Source organism: Pseudorhodoplanes sp. (assembly GCA_032027085.1).
Taxonomy (GTDB): Bacteria; Pseudomonadota; Alphaproteobacteria; order Rhizobiales; family Xanthobacteraceae; genus Pseudorhodoplanes.
Window position 1 is genome coordinate 300,474 of record JAVSMS010000001.1, and the last position, 16,010, is coordinate 316,483.

At 58.6% G+C, this 16,010-nt stretch carries 14 protein-coding genes and 1 pseudogene; 4 read left to right on the forward strand and 11 right to left on the reverse strand.

What is annotated here, in order from left to right; translation table 11 throughout:
- Positions 1 to 14: 14 nt before the first annotated feature.
- The 7 genes from RO009_01530 to RO009_01560 all read right to left on the reverse strand — a co-directional run bounded on the left by RO009_01530 (position 15) and on the right by RO009_01560 (position 7,824).
- Positions 15 to 1,541, reverse strand: a complete 1,527-nt coding sequence (locus RO009_01530) for an AMP-binding protein (GenBank protein ID MDT3683708.1) — start codon at positions 1,539 to 1,541, stop codon at positions 15 to 17.
- Positions 1,542 to 1,602: 61 nt separating this feature from the next.
- The gene (locus RO009_01535) at positions 1,603 to 2,784 is read right to left on the reverse strand and encodes an ABC transporter substrate-binding protein (protein ID MDT3683709.1); all 1,182 of its coding nucleotides are present in this window, start codon (positions 2,782 to 2,784) and stop codon (positions 1,603 to 1,605) included.
- Positions 2,785 to 2,801: 17 nt separating this feature from the next.
- Positions 2,802 to 3,515, reverse strand: coding sequence for an ABC transporter ATP-binding protein (locus RO009_01540; protein MDT3683710.1), 714 nt, complete (start codon positions 3,513 to 3,515; stop codon positions 2,802 to 2,804).
- Positions 3,512 to 4,270 (reverse strand): ABC transporter ATP-binding protein, encoded by a 759-nt coding sequence (locus tag RO009_01545; protein MDT3683711.1) that lies wholly within the window; start codon positions 4,268 to 4,270, stop codon positions 3,512 to 3,514. Before RO009_01545 ends, RO009_01540 begins: the two co-directional genes overlap by 4 nt.
- A complete protein-coding gene (locus RO009_01550) occupies positions 4,267 to 5,112 on the reverse strand; it encodes a branched-chain amino acid ABC transporter permease (GenBank protein MDT3683712.1) in 846 nt (281 codons plus the stop codon). The genes RO009_01545 and RO009_01550 overlap by 4 nt, the downstream gene beginning before the upstream one ends.
- The gene (locus RO009_01555; GenBank protein MDT3683713.1) at positions 5,109 to 5,993 is read right to left on the reverse strand and encodes a branched-chain amino acid ABC transporter permease; all 885 of its coding nucleotides are present in this window, start codon (positions 5,991 to 5,993) and stop codon (positions 5,109 to 5,111) included. Before RO009_01555 ends, RO009_01550 begins: the two co-directional genes overlap by 4 nt.
- A 58-nt stretch (positions 5,994 to 6,051) precedes the next feature.
- Positions 6,052 to 7,824, reverse strand: coding sequence for a CocE/NonD family hydrolase (locus tag RO009_01560; protein MDT3683714.1), 1,773 nt, complete (start codon positions 7,822 to 7,824; stop codon positions 6,052 to 6,054).
- Between the two features lie 141 nt (positions 7,825 to 7,965).
- On the opposite strand from RO009_01560, the gene RO009_01565 reads away from it, so the two are divergent.
- Positions 7,966 to 8,529 carry a MarR family winged helix-turn-helix transcriptional regulator gene (locus RO009_01565; protein MDT3683715.1) on the forward strand — a complete coding sequence of 188 codons (564 nt, stop codon included), beginning with the start codon at positions 7,966 to 7,968 and terminating at the stop codon, positions 8,527 to 8,529.
- Between the two features lie 109 nt (positions 8,530 to 8,638).
- A pseudogene (locus tag RO009_01570) lies at positions 8,639 to 8,734 on the forward strand (IS30 family transposase).
- A gap of 172 nt (positions 8,735 to 8,906) precedes the next feature.
- Here the strand turns inward: RO009_01570 and RO009_01575 are convergent.
- A complete protein-coding gene (locus RO009_01575; protein MDT3683716.1) occupies positions 8,907 to 10,088 on the reverse strand; it encodes an ABC transporter substrate-binding protein in 1,182 nt (393 codons plus the stop codon).
- Between the two features lie 156 nt (positions 10,089 to 10,244).
- Between RO009_01575 and RO009_01580 the strand changes: the two genes are divergently transcribed.
- Together RO009_01580 and RO009_01585 are read left to right on the forward strand one after the other, a co-directional pair.
- Positions 10,245 to 11,027: a GntR family transcriptional regulator gene (locus tag RO009_01580; protein ID MDT3683717.1), complete on the forward strand. Its 783-nt coding sequence runs from the start codon at positions 10,245 to 10,247 to the stop codon at positions 11,025 to 11,027.
- A gap of 63 nt (positions 11,028 to 11,090) precedes the next feature.
- A complete protein-coding gene (locus RO009_01585) occupies positions 11,091 to 12,407 on the forward strand; it encodes an aminomethyl transferase family protein (GenBank protein ID MDT3683718.1) in 1,317 nt (438 codons plus the stop codon).
- Between the two features lie 453 nt (positions 12,408 to 12,860).
- On the opposite strand, the gene RO009_01590 is transcribed toward RO009_01585, so the two are convergent.
- From RO009_01590 to RO009_01600, 3 genes are all read right to left on the reverse strand, one after another.
- Entirely contained in the window at positions 12,861 to 13,532 is a 672-nt protein-coding gene (locus RO009_01590; protein MDT3683719.1) for a flavin reductase family protein, read from the reverse strand.
- Between the two features lie 4 nt (positions 13,533 to 13,536).
- Positions 13,537 to 14,475: a fumarylacetoacetate hydrolase family protein gene (locus RO009_01595; GenBank protein MDT3683720.1), complete on the reverse strand. Its 939-nt coding sequence runs from the start codon at positions 14,473 to 14,475 to the stop codon at positions 13,537 to 13,539.
- A 138-nt stretch (positions 14,476 to 14,613) separates the two neighbouring features.
- Positions 14,614 to 15,975, reverse strand: a complete 1,362-nt coding sequence (locus RO009_01600; GenBank protein MDT3683721.1) for an MFS transporter — start codon at positions 15,973 to 15,975, stop codon at positions 14,614 to 14,616.
- Positions 15,976 to 16,010 lie beyond the last annotated feature (35 nt).

A 16,010-nucleotide genomic window follows, 5' to 3' on the forward strand; every position in this document is an offset into this window, starting at 1 on the left:
ACGTGGCTGGTTGATTAACGCAGGGCTGTGCGGTCGATCTTGCCGAGCACGTTGCGCGGCAGTTCGTTGACGAATTCGATGATCTTGGGCCGCCGGCTGCGCGGCAGTTCGTCGCTGTCGAGGCAGAAGCGGTCGATCTCTTCGGGGGTGAGATCGGGGCTGCGCCGCACGACCAGCGCCTTGACCAGTTGTCCCCATTTCAGGTCGGCGACGCCGCAAACAGCGACATCAGCGATGCCGGGATGCTTGGACAGGAAGAACTCCACCTCCTGCGGATAGATATTCTCGCCGCCGCTGATGATCACGTTATCGACGCGGTCGACAGGATAAAGATAGCCATCACGGTCGAGGCGCACGATGTCGCGCGCATATTGCCATCCCTCACGCGCGCGTAGCGTCTCACCGGGCGAGCAGAAATAGTCACTGATGCATTGCGGCCCGCGGTTGATGAGCTGACCTTCGCCCGGCATGGCGATCACCTCATCCGGCGCTGCCTCGATGCCGTCGGCTGCGCGGATCACGCGCACCTCCTGGAAATAGCTCGGTTTGCCGATGCTCTCCCACTTGTCTTCCGGCTCAAGGCCGGTATGGCAGGTGGTGATGGCGGTGCAGCTCTCGGTCGTACCGTAGGTGTTGAGCACCTCGCAGCCGAGCACACAGCGAACTTGATGCAACAGGGTCTTGGGCAAAGGCGAGCCGCCGCTGCGCAACAGCCGCAGCGAGCCAATATCGAGCGCGGCGAGTTCGGCCCGCGCTTCAAGGAGCTGATGCATCTGCGTCGGCACGGCAAAAAGCTCAGTGACCTTGTGCCGCTCGATCAGGCGCAGCGCCTTCTTCGCCTCGTAGTCGCTGATCATTACCTGGCTCGCGCCGACGAAGAGATAGGCGACGAAAAAATTGGTGGCTGCCCCGATGACCACCGGCGCGAGGCTCATGCCCACATGCCCGCGGTCGAGCCCCATTTCCAGACAGTACTGGATGGCGGTGAGGATCTGGGTCGCATGAGTAAAGGCCGCACCTTTCGGGACTCCGGTGGTGCCGGAGGTGTGGATCACGTTGCACAGATCGCCGCTTGCGATCGCCGCCGGCGGCGGCGGCGTTGCCGGCTCGCCAGCGCAATCGGCAAAGTCCAGCACGCCCCGCGGTAGCGGCTGCCCAACGCCGATATATCGGCAGTTCCCCCGCCCGATCAGCCCCTCCACCGTCCTGGAGAAGCCGGCGTTGAAGATGATCGCAGCCAGCGCTTCCTGCTCCACCACATTGCCGATGGCAGCGGGCGAAAGGCGGTAGTTCAGCGCCGACGACAACACGCCGAGCTTCTGGCATGCGACGAAGCCGATAGCGAATTCGGGACAGTTGTTTAGCAATAGGCCGACCGCGTCGCCCTTACGCAGGCCGAGCGAATGCAGCAGATGCGCCAACCGATTAGCGTGCGCGTCGAGCTCGGCATAAGTATAGACGCGCTCCTCGCCGATGATTGCCGGCCGATCGGGCCAGCGGCGCGCATTCGCCTCCAAACAGTCGCGCAGCGTTCCCAGCATTTTGTCCTCCTTGCGCGCCGCAGGCGGCGAGCTTGCCGCCTGCGGCCTCGTGCCGGCGCCGCTATTGCGGCAGGCTATAGCGCCAAGCCTTGTTGGCAGGATCGATCTCAAGCAGGCGCGAGCGAATGTAGCCGTCGCCGGAATCGCGCATCTCAATCCGATTCAGCCCCTGCCACGACTTGACTGCGGCGAGCCCCTCCATGATCGCGGTGCGCGCCTGGCCCACGTCGGTCGAGCCGTCGATCTTCTTCTCCTTCATGATGCCGGCGAGCAGCATCATGGCGTCATAGGCGAGCGTCGCATTAGCAACATTGGCGGGCTTGGCGAGGCTCGTGGTTTCGCCCGAGAGCTTGGCGTAGCGGGCGCCGAAGTCGTCGTGCCCCTTAATACCCGGCGCAGATTCGTTGGTGTTGAAACCGATGGTGTAGACATTCTTCGCGCCGGCACTCACCACCTGCGGAAAATTACCGGGCCAGATCAACGCATTCACCAGAACCGGCGGGCTCGCCCCTTGCGTGTCCAGCTCCTTCAGGATGGCAAGGACGTTGGGCGGAAAGGCCGAAAGGAAGATCGCGTCGGGCGCAAGCCCGCGGATCTTGATTGCGATCGGTGAGAAATCCGTAGTGCGGGTGTCGAAGCCCACGGTGTCGATGATCTCCAGGCTGTTGGCTTTCGCCGCTTTCTGGAATTCATGCACGCCAGAGGCGCCCGAGGCCTCCTTCAAGTCGCCGGCCACGATCACCTTCTTGACCTTGGGATACTTTTTGAGGAATTCGGCGACCCCTTCCGGCACCATCATCTCGTCAGTCGGATGCACCCGCAACGCATAGGGCTTTTTGGAGATGCCCGGCTTTAGCGCGGTGAAGTTCAGTACTGGCGCCTTCATCGAGTTGGCGAGCGGCGCCACGCTCTCCCAGGTGGTGCCGGAGATCGGTCCGAGCGAGGCAACCACACCGTCCGCCACATGTCGGCGGAACAAGAGCACCGCCTGGTCGGCGCGCCCCTGGTCGTCGTCAAGCAGGAAGTCGATCTTGCTGCCGTTGATGCCACCCGCAACATTCAGGTCCTCGATCGCCATAGTGATACCGATCCGATACATGGTGCCATTCGGGGCCTGGAAGCCGGACAGCGGCAGACTGCCGCCGATCTTGATCGGCGGCTTATCGGCCGCGAGAAGCGCGGTGCCCGCGAACATACTCACCAGGATCAGGCATCCGGAAATCAGTTTGCGCCGGTGCAACATAGTTCAGTCCTCCCTCGTTATGTGGATCCGAGATATTTGTTGAACAGTTCGGTATCGCGATCGAGCGCGCCGGCATCGACCTGCTGCACGATCGTCCCCTGCCGCAGGACGTAGCCGCGATGCGCAAAGCGCAAGGCGGCATGTACGTTCTGCTCGACAAGAAGTATGGCCATTCCGCGCTCCTTGAAGCCGCGCAGGATGCGGTAGGCCTCGCGCACCATCCGCGGTGACAGGCCGAGCGACGGCTCGTCGAGCAGCAGGATTTTCGGCGCGCTGATGATGGCGCGGGCGAGCGCCAGCATCTGCTGCTCGCCGCCCGACATGTTACCGGCAGGCTGCGCCTGCCGCTCCCTCAGACGCGGGAAATGCGCGAAGGCCTCGTCCGCGGCCTCCGCGAAAGATCGCTCCGACGGATGGGCGTCGAAGGCAAGCCGCATATTTTCCAACACCGTCTGAGTGATAAGGATACCGCGGTTCTCCGGCAGGTGAAGAATGCCGCGGCGCGCCAGCCGATGAGTCGGAATAGTGTCGGTCGCGGCGCCTTCGAAGCGAATGGCACCGCTCCAGGGCAGCATATTGCAGATAGCGCGTAGGAGCGTGGTCTTGCCGGCGCCGTTGGCGCCAACCACGGCCACCGCCTCGCCCGCGCGGACCTCCAACGTGCAGCCGCGCAACGCCTTGATCGGCCCGTAGGAGGCGTGCAGGTTGGCGACGGAGAGAATGCTCGTCATTGCGCCTCGTCCGTTCCGAGGTAGGCCTCGATCACGTGCGGCTGCGCCAGGACTTCGGCCGGGCTGCCTTCGGCAATCTTGCGGCCGGAATCGATTACCACAAGTCGATCGGCGAGCTTCTGCATCAGTGCGACGTCGTGCTCGATGATGACGAGAGCTTCCAGCATCTCGCGCAAGGACTGGATGGTGCGGTTGAGCTCCCAAGTCTCCTGCTCGTTCATTCCCGCGGCCGGCTCGTCGAGGAACAGGAGCGAGGGCCCGCCGGCCAGTGCCCGGGCGATCTCCAGCCGCCGCGCTTCGCCATAAGCGAGCGAGCCCGCGCCGCGATCGGCCTTGTCGATGAGATGCACGCGCTCCAGCAGCGCCATCGCCGCCGATCTGTCACCGTGCTTATGCCAGGACAATCCTGCGCGCAGTGGGCGCGCGACATGCGCTTTGTCGGCGACCAGCACATTCTCCAGCACCGTCATCCGGCGCAGGAGCCGGATATTCTGATAGGTGCGTGCCATGCCAAGCCGCGCAAGCTTGTGGCTCGGCAGCTGCGTCACGTCGCGCCCGCGATAGCGCACGGCGCCACCACTCGCCGAATAGATGCCAGTGACCACATTGACCAGGACCGATTTGCCGGCACCGTTCGGTCCCATCAGACCGAGGATTTCGCCGCGCCGGACCTCAAGTGACACCGCATTGAGCGCGATCAGCCCGTGGAAGGACTTGCTAAGGCTCTCAATCGCAAGAATGGGTTCGGAGGTCATGCGGCGTCCGATCGATCCGCTCGGGCGGTGCTTTTGGCACGCGTGCTTGGCACGCGGAAGGAGAGAAGCCCGTCTGGCCGCACGAGCAGCAGAACCAGGATGACGACGCCGAAGATCGTCGGCCGCCAGCTCTCAAAACCGCGCACGAATTCCGGCAGCAGGGTCATGATCGTCGCGCCGAGCGCGGGACCCCACATATTGTTGGTACCGCCGAGCACAGCATAGAGCACGATGAAAACAGAGAGCGTTATGCTGAACTGATCGGGCGTCACATGGATGAGGTGATGTGCATAGAAGCTGCCGGCAACGGCGGCGAGGAAGGCGCCGATGCCGATGCAGGCGAGCTTGACATAGAGCACGTTGATGCCGAGCGAGCCGGCGACCAGTTCGTCCTCGCGCACCGCGTCGAGGATGCGCTGCAGCGGCGACTTCGTCAGAAGCCACAGCCCGCAGCCGACCAATAGCGTCAGCGCGACGACATGCCAAGGCGTGGTCCCGACCATACCGCCAAAGCCCTGTACGCCGCCAACATAATCGATGGATTCGATCACCGCCTTTACCGAGACAGCGATGCCGACCGTCACCAGCATCAGATAGATGCCGCGGGTGCGCAGCGCGGGAAAGCCGACCAGCACGCCGACCGCGCCGGCGGCGACGCCGGCAAGCGCTGCGGCGGCGACCAGTGGCAGGCCGAATTTCACTGTTAGCACGCCGGACACATAAGCGCCGATCGCCATGAAGCCGCCATTGGCGAAGGACAGGCTGCCGGCCAGCAGAATGACGTAGACGCTCCAGGCGAGCACGATGTTGACGCCGGTGAAGATGATATAATCCTGGATCATGCGCGGATGTCTCGTGGCAGCAGGCTGCCGAACAGCCCGGAGGGACGCACCAGCAGCACCACGATCATGAAGACCCAGACGAAGACATCGGCGAGCTGGCCAGCACCGAAATGAAAGGCGAGGGATTCGAGGACGCCGACCAGGAGCCCGCCAATCAGCGCGCCGCGCAGATCGCCCATGCCGCCGATCGCCATGATCGCCAGCGCTTTGAGACCGAAGGTGAAACCGACATCGGTCGAGGCATAGCCAGTGCGCACTGCGAGCGCGAGCCCGGCAAGCCCCGCCATCACCGAAGCGATAACGAAGACCTGCTGGTTTACCCGGGTCACGTCGATGCCAAACAGCCGCGCCTTCATCGGCGATTCGGCAACCGCGCGAATTTTGCGGCCGAGCCCGGTCTTTGCCACCACGAGATAAAGAACGAGCATCAGTAGGAGCGATATGGCGAGGATCGCAAGCCGTAGCGCGACTAGCCGAATGCCGAAGATTTCGACCGTCGCCGATTGCAGGCTGCCCGGCAGGGTCAGCGCCACGGGCTCAGCGCCCCAGATCTTCTGCGACACGTCGATAATCACAAGACCGATGGCGAAGGAACTCAGCGCGGCGGTGATATGCGCGTCCGGCGACTGGAACTTGCGAAAGCCGACCAGCTCGACCGCAAGCCCGAGCAGCGCAGAGATAATCGCCGTTACCAGGAGCGCGATCGACAGCGGCGCACCGAGCGCGACGCTTGCCAGGCAAAGGAAGCCGCCCAGCATGAAAACCTCACCATGCGCGAAGTTCAGCTTGTCCAGAACCCCGAAGACGAGCGTGTAGCCTTGCGCAATCAGCGCATACATGCTGCCAAGCACGATGCCATTGATGATCTGCTCAATCAGCATCGGCTTTCCCAGTGAGCAGCGGCGCAAGTCCGCAGGCGGACGCGGTGGGCGGAGGGGCTCATTGCGGATAAAGGCCGCCGGAGAGAAAAGTATTCAGCAGATTGCCGCGGGTGATCGGCAGCAGCAAATAGGACGGGTGATCCTCGTTATGGAAAACCGTGACACGGCTGACCGCTGTGCGCGGCAAGCTGCCTGAGCCCGCAAGCTCGAACGGGTTCTTCGGCTCGTCGTCAACGCAGCGGATTCGCAGCGCCAGGCGCGAGCCTGCCTTGAACAGCCGGCCGGCTGGAATCAGCTTGATGTCGAACTCGTAGATCTCTCCGGGTGACAGCGCCTGCGGATTGGCATGCTTATGGATCGGCTCCCACGGCTTTGACTTTTCCAGGTCGAGCTCGCGGTGCGAGCCTTTCAGCCAGCCCTTGGTTACGAAATGCTCCTTGTCGTCAGCGTCAATCTCCAGGAGCGAGACGATCCAGTTGACGTCGGTGTCGGTCGTCGAGGCAAAGAGCTTCAGGGCGATCGGACCGCAGATTTCGGTATTCTCCACGAGCGGCGGCGTCACATACTGCAGCTTCCCGCGCATCCAGGGCGAATCCTCAAAGGAATCGCTTCCCTCATAGCTCCAATGCTCGTGCTCGTTCAGCAGCCCCGCTTCGTGCAGGTAGAAGGGCACCCATTTGGTTTCCGGCAGCGGCCAGTCGGTCGCCTGCTTCCATTCGCCGGTGCCTGAAATGAAGATCTGAATCGACGGCTCGCGCATGATGCCGTTGTTGATGCCCTTAACCCAGTGGTCGAACCAACGCACCGCCTCATGCTGAAGCTGGTAGACTGGCCGGTCGAGATAGACCGGCGGGCCTATAATCATCTTCTTGGGAACCTGGAGATGCTCCCAGCTGCGAAACGCAGCAGGCGTATGGATGCCGAACATGCCCCAGCAACCGCCGATAAAAGCGGGAATCCGGATATTGGCATAATCGGCAGTGCGCTCCTTCCAGAAGTCGTCGTAAAGCGGATGCAAGGCGAGATCGACGACGAATGGATTGACGCCGCTTTCCGGATCCTTCAGTGCCGCGACAAGCTCGGGAACAGCGTTGACGTCGTCGTCCTCTAGCAGCCGTGCGATCGCTTCGCGATAAGCCTTTTCCCCCATGCGCTGTTTGGAGAGATTGGCAGGCCGGCACTTACCGTAGATCAGCGATGTCGCGCTCCAACCGATCGGCCATTTGTATGAGAACATCCCCCCGCGGTAGGTGAAATCCCTGTAGAAATCGGTCGACCCCCATGGACAGAAAATTGTCCTCAGGTGCGGCGGGTTGAGGGAAGCCGCGAGCAGCTGGATCCACGCAAAATAAGACACGCCGAACATGACGACATTGCCGTCGCACCAAGGCTGCGCCGCCAGCCACTCGATGGTCTCGTAGACGTCCTTCGTTTCCTGCGGACCGGAAAAGTCCCATAGCCCTTCCGATTTTCCCGTACCGCGCGCGTTGCAAACCGCATGCGCATAGCCGCGTCGCGCAAAAAAGATTGGATCCCCGGATTCGAGCGAGGCATTGGTCCGTTCCTGGCCTGCATTACGCCATTGCGCCGTGGACAGCGCCGCAGGCTTGATCGGGCCAGTCTGCCCATCGGCATGATAGCAATGGAAGCTGAGGATAACGGGAAATCGTTCCGTCGGGTCTTCGGATTTCGGTTTCCAGACATTGGCGCTGAGCCTGGTGCTGTCGCTCATAGGGATTTTGACGTCCTGCTCGGCAACCACTCCAAATTTCCGCGAGGAGGTTTTCCACCTTGTGCCGAACATCGCGCCTTTGTATTCATCGAACGCCATGAAACATCGTTCCCCCTCTCAAAGACGCAGCAGCATGGGTTCCCGACTGATCGTTGTCAAGACAACGTTGTCACAACACCGGCCTAAAATGCCTTCTCTGCTGCAAAGCACAACGCCACACTTGACCTTTGTCAAAACCAGATGACCGAAATCCATAGCGACGACCCAGAACTTCATATCCTCGAGAGTCTGATCACCTACAAGCTGACGAGGATTGTCGACACGATCGTACGCGCCGCTAGCCAAGTCTATCGCTCGCGCTACAACATCTCGATAACTGATCTGAGAATCCTGGCGACCATCGGCGCTCATTCTCCCTTGAGTGCCAACGGTGTCAGCCGCCTGACCCGTATCGACAAGGCTTGGGTCAGCCGATCGCTTGCCTCACTGGCGGAGCGAGGTCTGGTCGTGCGGAAAGTGCACGAGGAAGACAGCAGGATCATTCTGCTGGCACTGACGCCCAAGGGCCGCGCCCTGGTGCGTAGGATGGTTCCTTTCGCGGTCGCTCGCCACGAGCAGTTGCTTGCCAAGATCAACCGACCCAACCGGGTCCTGCTCAACGAACTGCTGGATATCCTGCAAAATCAGGCCGACAGCCTGCTGTCCGAACCTGATCACACCTCTAAGAGCATTTTCAAAGGTCGCGCTAAAAGAGGGGTATCAAAGCGCTCAAAGCGCTCAAAGCGCTATATCGACAGCTTCTAAGACTCGAGGGCAAGTGGCGAAGATTTAGGTAACCGCTATCGCATCAGCGTGATCGCGCAGAAATTGGTCTGTACCCCGTTAGTCTATCGGCAAGCGTCGGTCTACTTCCTACTTCTGCGATCCGCAAAGAGCCTGGCAGTGTGGCACCAACGAGAACACTATCGGGCTGCTCCGTCAGTGCTTCCCGAAAGACATCGACCTGAGCATCATAGCGCCGACAGCATCATAGCGCCGACGAAACCGTGGCCGACCCCAAGCATCTCGGCGCTCAACTCGGCGTGACTGCCGTCCTCCACAACAACATCCGCATAGTCGAGCAGTTGCGCGTTACCGACGCGATCTGCTGCTAGCTCAATGTCGACGTTCTCATCTTTCGACTACTTCACTGTGGCCTTCACAGGATCTTTGACGGCCTCGTATGTAGCAAACTCCACGTTTTGTAATTCCCCGCCAACCTTCTCGACCTTGCGAATGTAGATATTCTGGATAATGTCGCGCGTCTGAGGATCGATCGAGATCGGCCCGCGCGGGCTTTCCCACTTCAGCCCCCTCATCGCTTCGACGAGCGCGGCGCCGTCGGTGTTGCCATTAGTCTTCTTCAATGCCTCGTAAATGACGTGCATGCCATCGTAGCCGCCAACCGAAATGAAGTTGGGTCGCAGGCCTGGATTAGCTTTCTTGAATCCCTCGACATAGGATTTGTTCTTAGCTGAGGAATGTGCGGTCGCGTAGAGATGGGCCGTGATAACGCCGATCGCAGCGTCTCCATAGTTGGGGAGAATGTCGTCGTCTGTTAGCGCGCCATCGCCAATCATCTTCATGCCCGCCTTATCCAAGCCGCGCTCAATAAATTGTTTCATCAATACAGCACCCGGACCGGAAGGAACAAACACGTAGATCGCATCCGGCCTGGCATCCGCTGCGCGCTGGAGGAACGGCGCGAAATCGGGATTCTGCAGCGGCACACGCAAGCTTGTGATGATTTGGCCGCCAGCCTTCTTGTAATACTCGATGAACGACTTCTCTGAATCGTGCCCAGGCGAATAGTCGCTAACGAGCGTAACCACCTTTTTGATGCCGTTCTTGGCCGACCAATCGGCGATGGTCGCCGCGCTTTGCGCGACGGTGAAGCTGGTCCGAACGATGAACGGAGAGCGCTCGGTAACGACTGAAGCGCCCGCCACCATGACGATCTGCGGCACCTTGGCTTCGGTGGCGATTGGCGCGGTCGCCAGCGCGAGCGGCGTCAGACCGAAGCCGGCCAAGAAACTCACCTTGTCCTTGACCACGAGCTCCTGCGCCAAGCGCTTGGTAATTTCTGCGTTGCCGGTGTCGTCGCGGAGAATGAGCTCGATCTTCTTGCCGGCAACTGTTGTGCCGTGCTCGGCCATGTAAAGGCGGACCGCCGCCTCGATCTGCTTTCCGGTCGAAGTAAATGGACCGGTCATCGGCACAATGAGTCCAACCTTCACTGCGTCCTCGGCGTAAGCGCTACCGACCGCGGCGGGTAGTAGGCTGAGCGCGACTGCGAGTGTGGCTCCTGCTGCTCTCCAATGCATCTGGTTGCCTTCCTTTTAGACGCAAACGTGAACAAAGCATAGAAATACTCTCAGTATACTGTCAACCTTAGTTGGTCGGAAAATATAAGGAAAATCCACCTTGATGAGAGATTATTACCACACTATCGTATACCAAAGGTACTTTATAAGCTAAGAATGGGTGCGATGCCGACAAAGGTTGCCGCCAATAACAGACCAACTGATGAGGCCCCGCGTTCGCAAACTCTGAAGGCGGTACTCGCCTTGCGCGGGCTGATAATCGACGGGGAATTGGCGCCCGGGGGGCGGGTTGCGGAGCCTCTACTGGTCGAACGGTTTGGGGTGTCGAGGACACCGGCACGCGCCGCATTAGCCCAACTCCGTGACGAGGGCCTGCTCGAAGCCTTGCCGTCTGGCGGCTATGCGGTCAGCTCGTTCACCGAGCGGGACGTGTTCGATGCGATCGAGATTCGCGGCACTCTCGAAGGCATGGCAGCACGCTTTGCAGCGGAGCGAGGAGCGTCGCCGTTCGTTCTCGAGCAGTTGCAGAACGTGACGAACGAGCTTGAGGCGACCGTTGCGGAGTTTACCGCAACGTCAAATCCCAGCAATTATGTCCGGCTGAACGATCAGTTTCACGCACTGCTGGTGGAAGCAAGTCAGAGCGCTATGGTGAAACGTTCGCTTGAGCGCGTGTTGAGCCTGCCGTTCGCCGCTCCGAACGCTTTCGTGAAATCCTCTCGCTCGGGATTACCAGGCGCAGCCACGATCATGGCGGTGGCGCAGGAACAACACCGAAGCATTGTTGAGGCCATCCGCAATCGTGAGGGCAAGCGTGCCGAAGGCCTTGCCATCGAGCATTCGCGATGCGCTTGGAAATACCTTCGGCTCGCCTTAGATGGCCGCGAGCCGCTCGACCAGTTTCCAGGGTTAAGCCTGATCCGCAAACATCATCTCTGATCAGATGACACCACGATTGACCGATTCGCTATCCGCCGAACGATTGGTGCAAGGACCACAGTGATGAACGTAACGCCTGCAAGTCTCAGAACTACCCCAGAAGGCTATTTCAATGTTCGGTTCGGTAAGCCGGAATACACCGATTGGCTTGACGAGAGCATGTCGTGGAAGGAGACGTGCTATATCGGAGACTGGTCGTTTCTGTGGGAACGTCGCTTCCGCGGTCCTGATGCCCTGAAACTATTTTCGGATATTTCGGTCAACAGCTTCGCTAAGTTCGATATCGGCCAGGCCAAGCATGTCATCCACTGCAACGAAGCTGGAAAGGTAATCCACGAAGGCATCCTCAGTCGGCTTGGAGAGGACGAATTTATGTTGTTCGGTCGCGGCGGGTTTTGGGCCGATTACAAAATGCGTCACGGCCGTTATAATGCGAGTTCCGAACAGGACGATTGGTTCAATTTTCAGGTTTCTGGGCCGAACTCGCCGCAGGTTCTAGAGCGGGCAGCCGGCATGAGCGTGCGCGGCATTCCTTTTATGCATTTCGGTAGGATTCGGATAGGCGATTGCGAGATGCTCGCGCTACGCCAAGGCATGGCGGGCGAAATCGGCTTTGAATTGCAGGGACCCAGCAAATTCAGCCAACAGGTTTATGGCGCGATCCTGGAGGCAGGAAGCGACTTCGGGATTCGTCGCATGGGAGCTCGTGTATCCTCAATCAACCACCTTGAGGCGTGCTTCCCGACAATCGTGAGCGACTACCTTCCGGCTATGTTTGGCGAGGACATGAAAGAGTATCTGGAGGAATTCAAGACGGTAATGCCGGCCTATGCGATCACGTTCAACATCGCCGGCAGCTTCGAAGCCGACGACGTGAGTGCCTGGTATCGCAGTCCAGTCGAACTCGGTTGGGCAAGGAACATCAAATTCGACCACGATTTCATCGGCCGAAAGGCATTGGAAACCGAGGTTGCAAATCCGAAGCGCACGATGCGCACGCTTGTTTGGAACAGCGATGATGTTCTCGATGTGCACGCTTCGCTGTTCCGCAAAGGCAAGCCTTACGCCTTCATGGATATGCCGCGCGACCAGCGTGGGTTCATGTACGCCGACAAGGTGCTGCACAACGGTAGACTAGTTGGCGTCGCTACTTCGCGTGGATACAGCTATTATTTCCGGCAGATGCTTTCGCTGTGCACGATAGACGTGGAGCATAGTGATATCGGTACCGAGGTAATCGTCATCTGGGGCGAGCCGGGCAATCCGCAGAAAGAGATCCGGGCGACGGTTGCGCCGGCACCCTATAAGACGGACAACCGACGTGCCGACCTTGCTGCCTTTGCACATGATTACCATGACATTCGATCCCGGCCTCGATAACTGAGTCGTCGTCGCGCTTGTCAAATGCTTGATCTCGTGATGATAGACCGGTATCAGACCTATTCACTGTTAAGTGTATCCGTTTTGCCATGGAGAGCGCGGCGATGACCGCCAAGAGGTCGCGACTTTCAACGCCAGTACGATTTGAGCCCGGCGCGTGCCAGCAACAATGATGTCCAGCTCCACGTTCATCAACGCATCGCATCGATCGATGGCGCTGAAGATGAATTTGTCAGGAGCAGTTCGCCGGAGACACTATTTGCTACCGCATCGTCTAGATCTCTACCTCAATCGCTGATCGCGATCGGACCAGAACGACCACCATCCGACCATAAGCCTGCAAAGCCCCCTCATCCCGCAATAGCGTCACTGATTCGCCGCTATCCCGCCGGCCGGATAGACTTGCGACACGGACAGCTCTTTAGGCGCCGCTACTACAAATCGACGCGAGAATCACATATCTTCGAAGAACGCTTTTCGTATCTCCTCAAAAGCCTTATATTCGGGCCCTTTGTACGGCACATCGACGGTCATCGTTTCGTACGCCTTTACGAACATGTTGCCATACGGTGCGCCGCAATAATGCGCGGGCCGCACTCTCTCCCAGTCGATGTAACCTTTCGCATTAAGGCAGCCTGCGTCGGCTGATGCCGCAACCAATCTACCACAAACCATCAATCGGCCGCCGGCCCATTCTTTTGTCCATTCGACTTTGCATTCGAAATGCCGGGGGCATTCAACAATCCGTGGGGCGCGCATCACCTCGGCTGGGGTGGCAGTCAGGCCGGCCTTTTCGATCTCGCTCGTTCCAGCAGCAAACGGCAAGCCGACAACCATAACCTGCTCCAGTATCGCGCGGTCAAATGTTGGTAAATTGACAGTGAATTCGCCTGTCTCCAATACGTTGTCGCAAGTATTATTCCCGATCGTAGTCGTAAAGGCGATATAGACTGGGTTGTGGTTGACCCGCGTACAAGTTCCGAACGCCGCCGCATTGACGCGACCTTGCCCGTCAACCGTCGTAATGATCGCAAGACACGATGATGGGGCAAATGCGCGATCCCAATATTTCTCCGGCAAGCTAACTTTATCTTGTACTACCGCACTTTCGTTCCGTGTACTCATTTCCTCACTCTTCTGCAATCATATGATTGACAAGTGCGCCGCAACCGCCGACCTCGATTTTAACTTCATCGCCTACTTTCAAGAACTCGCCGCGTGGCAGCCCGACGCCAGCCGGCGTGCCGGTTGCGATTACGTCACCTGGCTGCAACGTGATATGGCGACTGAGATAGGCAATCTGCTCACGCATGCTGTGAACAAGCTTAGAGGTACTAGAATTTTGCTTGAGAACACCATTCACCCAAAGCTTGATCGACATATCTTCCGGGTTGTCGACATAAGCTTTCGGTGTGAGCCAAGGCCCCATCGGCGCCCCATCATCGAAGCATTTCTGACCGATCCAGTCATAGACAAACACTGATCCATCGCGCTTCATCAGATCACGCGCTGACAAATCGTTCACAATAACGAAACCGGCGACCGCGTCCATCGCTTTGGTCTCGGTGATATTTCGTGTTTTCCGGCCGATTACAACACCGACCTCCGCTTCCCAATCAAGCTGTTTGGTGAAATTTGGGATGCGCGCGGGTTCTCCGCTACCGATAATCGAGCCGGCGCAGGTTTTCAGGAAGAACCACGGTTCGGCAGCCTTCGTCATATCCGGCTTTTTGCCAGTGGTCTTCATCGCGATTTCCGACATTTCCTCAAGATGGTCCCAGTAATTCGCGCCGGCGCAGAACAGCGCGCCTGGATAGAGAATTGGTGCCATCAGCTTCACGTCGGACAGCTTTATGCCCTGTTCCGCATTTATGGCCTTCGCCGCGCGATCAAGCGCCGCGTGTATTTCATCCCACTGCTGCAACATGCCCAACACGGACATATCATACAGCGTCACGCCCTCTAACAAGGCTGAAGGAGCATGGATTCGATCGTTAATGAGAACGCCGGACGTTGTCTGTCCGTTCTCCTCGAGATAACTGATGAGTCGATAACCACGTTCGAGCACGAGCGATCTCCGGTTGCAGTATTCTGTTGGGAGAAGCAGTCGCGAAACCGCGACTGCCGTTTTTCTGGTCCTCGTTAAAACGAGGCGACAACACCTATGCCGCTTGCAATCATCGCCATGAATCTCCTGCGTCCAGGATCACGGCGCGAGTTGTTCCAGTGGCCGACCCCGTGTTTCGATGGTGGCGAAAAGGATCACAAGTCCTCCCACCACGCCTACCAAAGCAAACATCAAAAAAACAGAATTCAGATCACTGACACCAAGGATCCAGCCAACCATCGACGGTCCGACGATTGCACCGATTCGGAGCCAAGCGCTCGCAACGCCAGCACCTAGCGCACGCATCCGGGTCGGATACAATTCCGGAACATAGAGGTAGAGCCCGCTCAGTAGCATCGAGATAAAATACAGCCCAATGCCAGCCAGCGTGACGACGTAGAGGGTGGCGATAGGCAACGGCGTCCACCAGAGAACTGCCAGAGGAATTGCGCTTCCGAAGAAACCCAACATGAATGTCGGCCTTCGGCCAATCAGATCGACCAGGAAAGCTCCACTCAGAACACCCAGCAAGCTCGCCACGCTACCGACAAGTCCATATTGGAGAGCTTCGCTAACTGGCAGTTTCAACACTGTCCGATAGATAGTTGGCATCCACGTCAACAGTCCATATCCTACGATCGAGGTGCAGAACATCAGAATCCAGAGCGCAATCGTACGTCCTAAATACTGACCCTGGAAAAGGCTGGCCATGTTGGCCTCGCCAGCGACGATCGGTGGAATTTTCTCCGGTATGGCCGGCAGTAACGTCTTTCCGTTGCTGGTTACTTCCGCTTCGACCTTATCCAGAACCTGGTCAGCCTCTTGCAATCGCCCCTTGCTGGCAAGCCAGCGCGGCGATTCCGGCATCAACCGTCGTAGGAAGATAGCTAGCAAAGCTGGTACGGCCCCAATATAAAACATCCATTGCCAGCCAAGGTTAGGGACTATCCAGATGCTAATAAGAGACGTGACCACGATGCCGATCGCAAATGCCGACTGCAGCAACAGGACAATTCGTCCACGAAAACGGGCGGCCGAAACTTCATTCATGTAAGTTGCAGCAACCGGTACTTCGCCACCGAGGCCAAGGCCTTGGATCGTTCGGAAAATGAAAAATGACAGGTAGTTCCAGGAAAAGGCACAGGCCAAGCTGAATGCTGAGATAACCACCACAGTCCAGCGCAAGGCAGTTCGGCGGCCGTATTTCTCAGCCATCCAGCCAAACCCCACGGCCCCTAGCATTTGCCCGACGTACCCAGCGGAGATCAAAAATCCGATTTCAGCAGGAGCAATCTGCCATAGACCAACGAGTACCGGGAGAACAAAGGCAATCGCAAGCGAGTCAAAAGCATCCGAAAAGTGGGCGACGCCAGCAATAGACATCATCCGCACGTGCCATTTCGAAAGCGGTAGACGCTCGACGCGAGCTGATATCAGCTCTTGAGAATTCTGTTGTGTCATACTCAACTTTTCCTCCCCTTTTTGCGCAAAAGCGC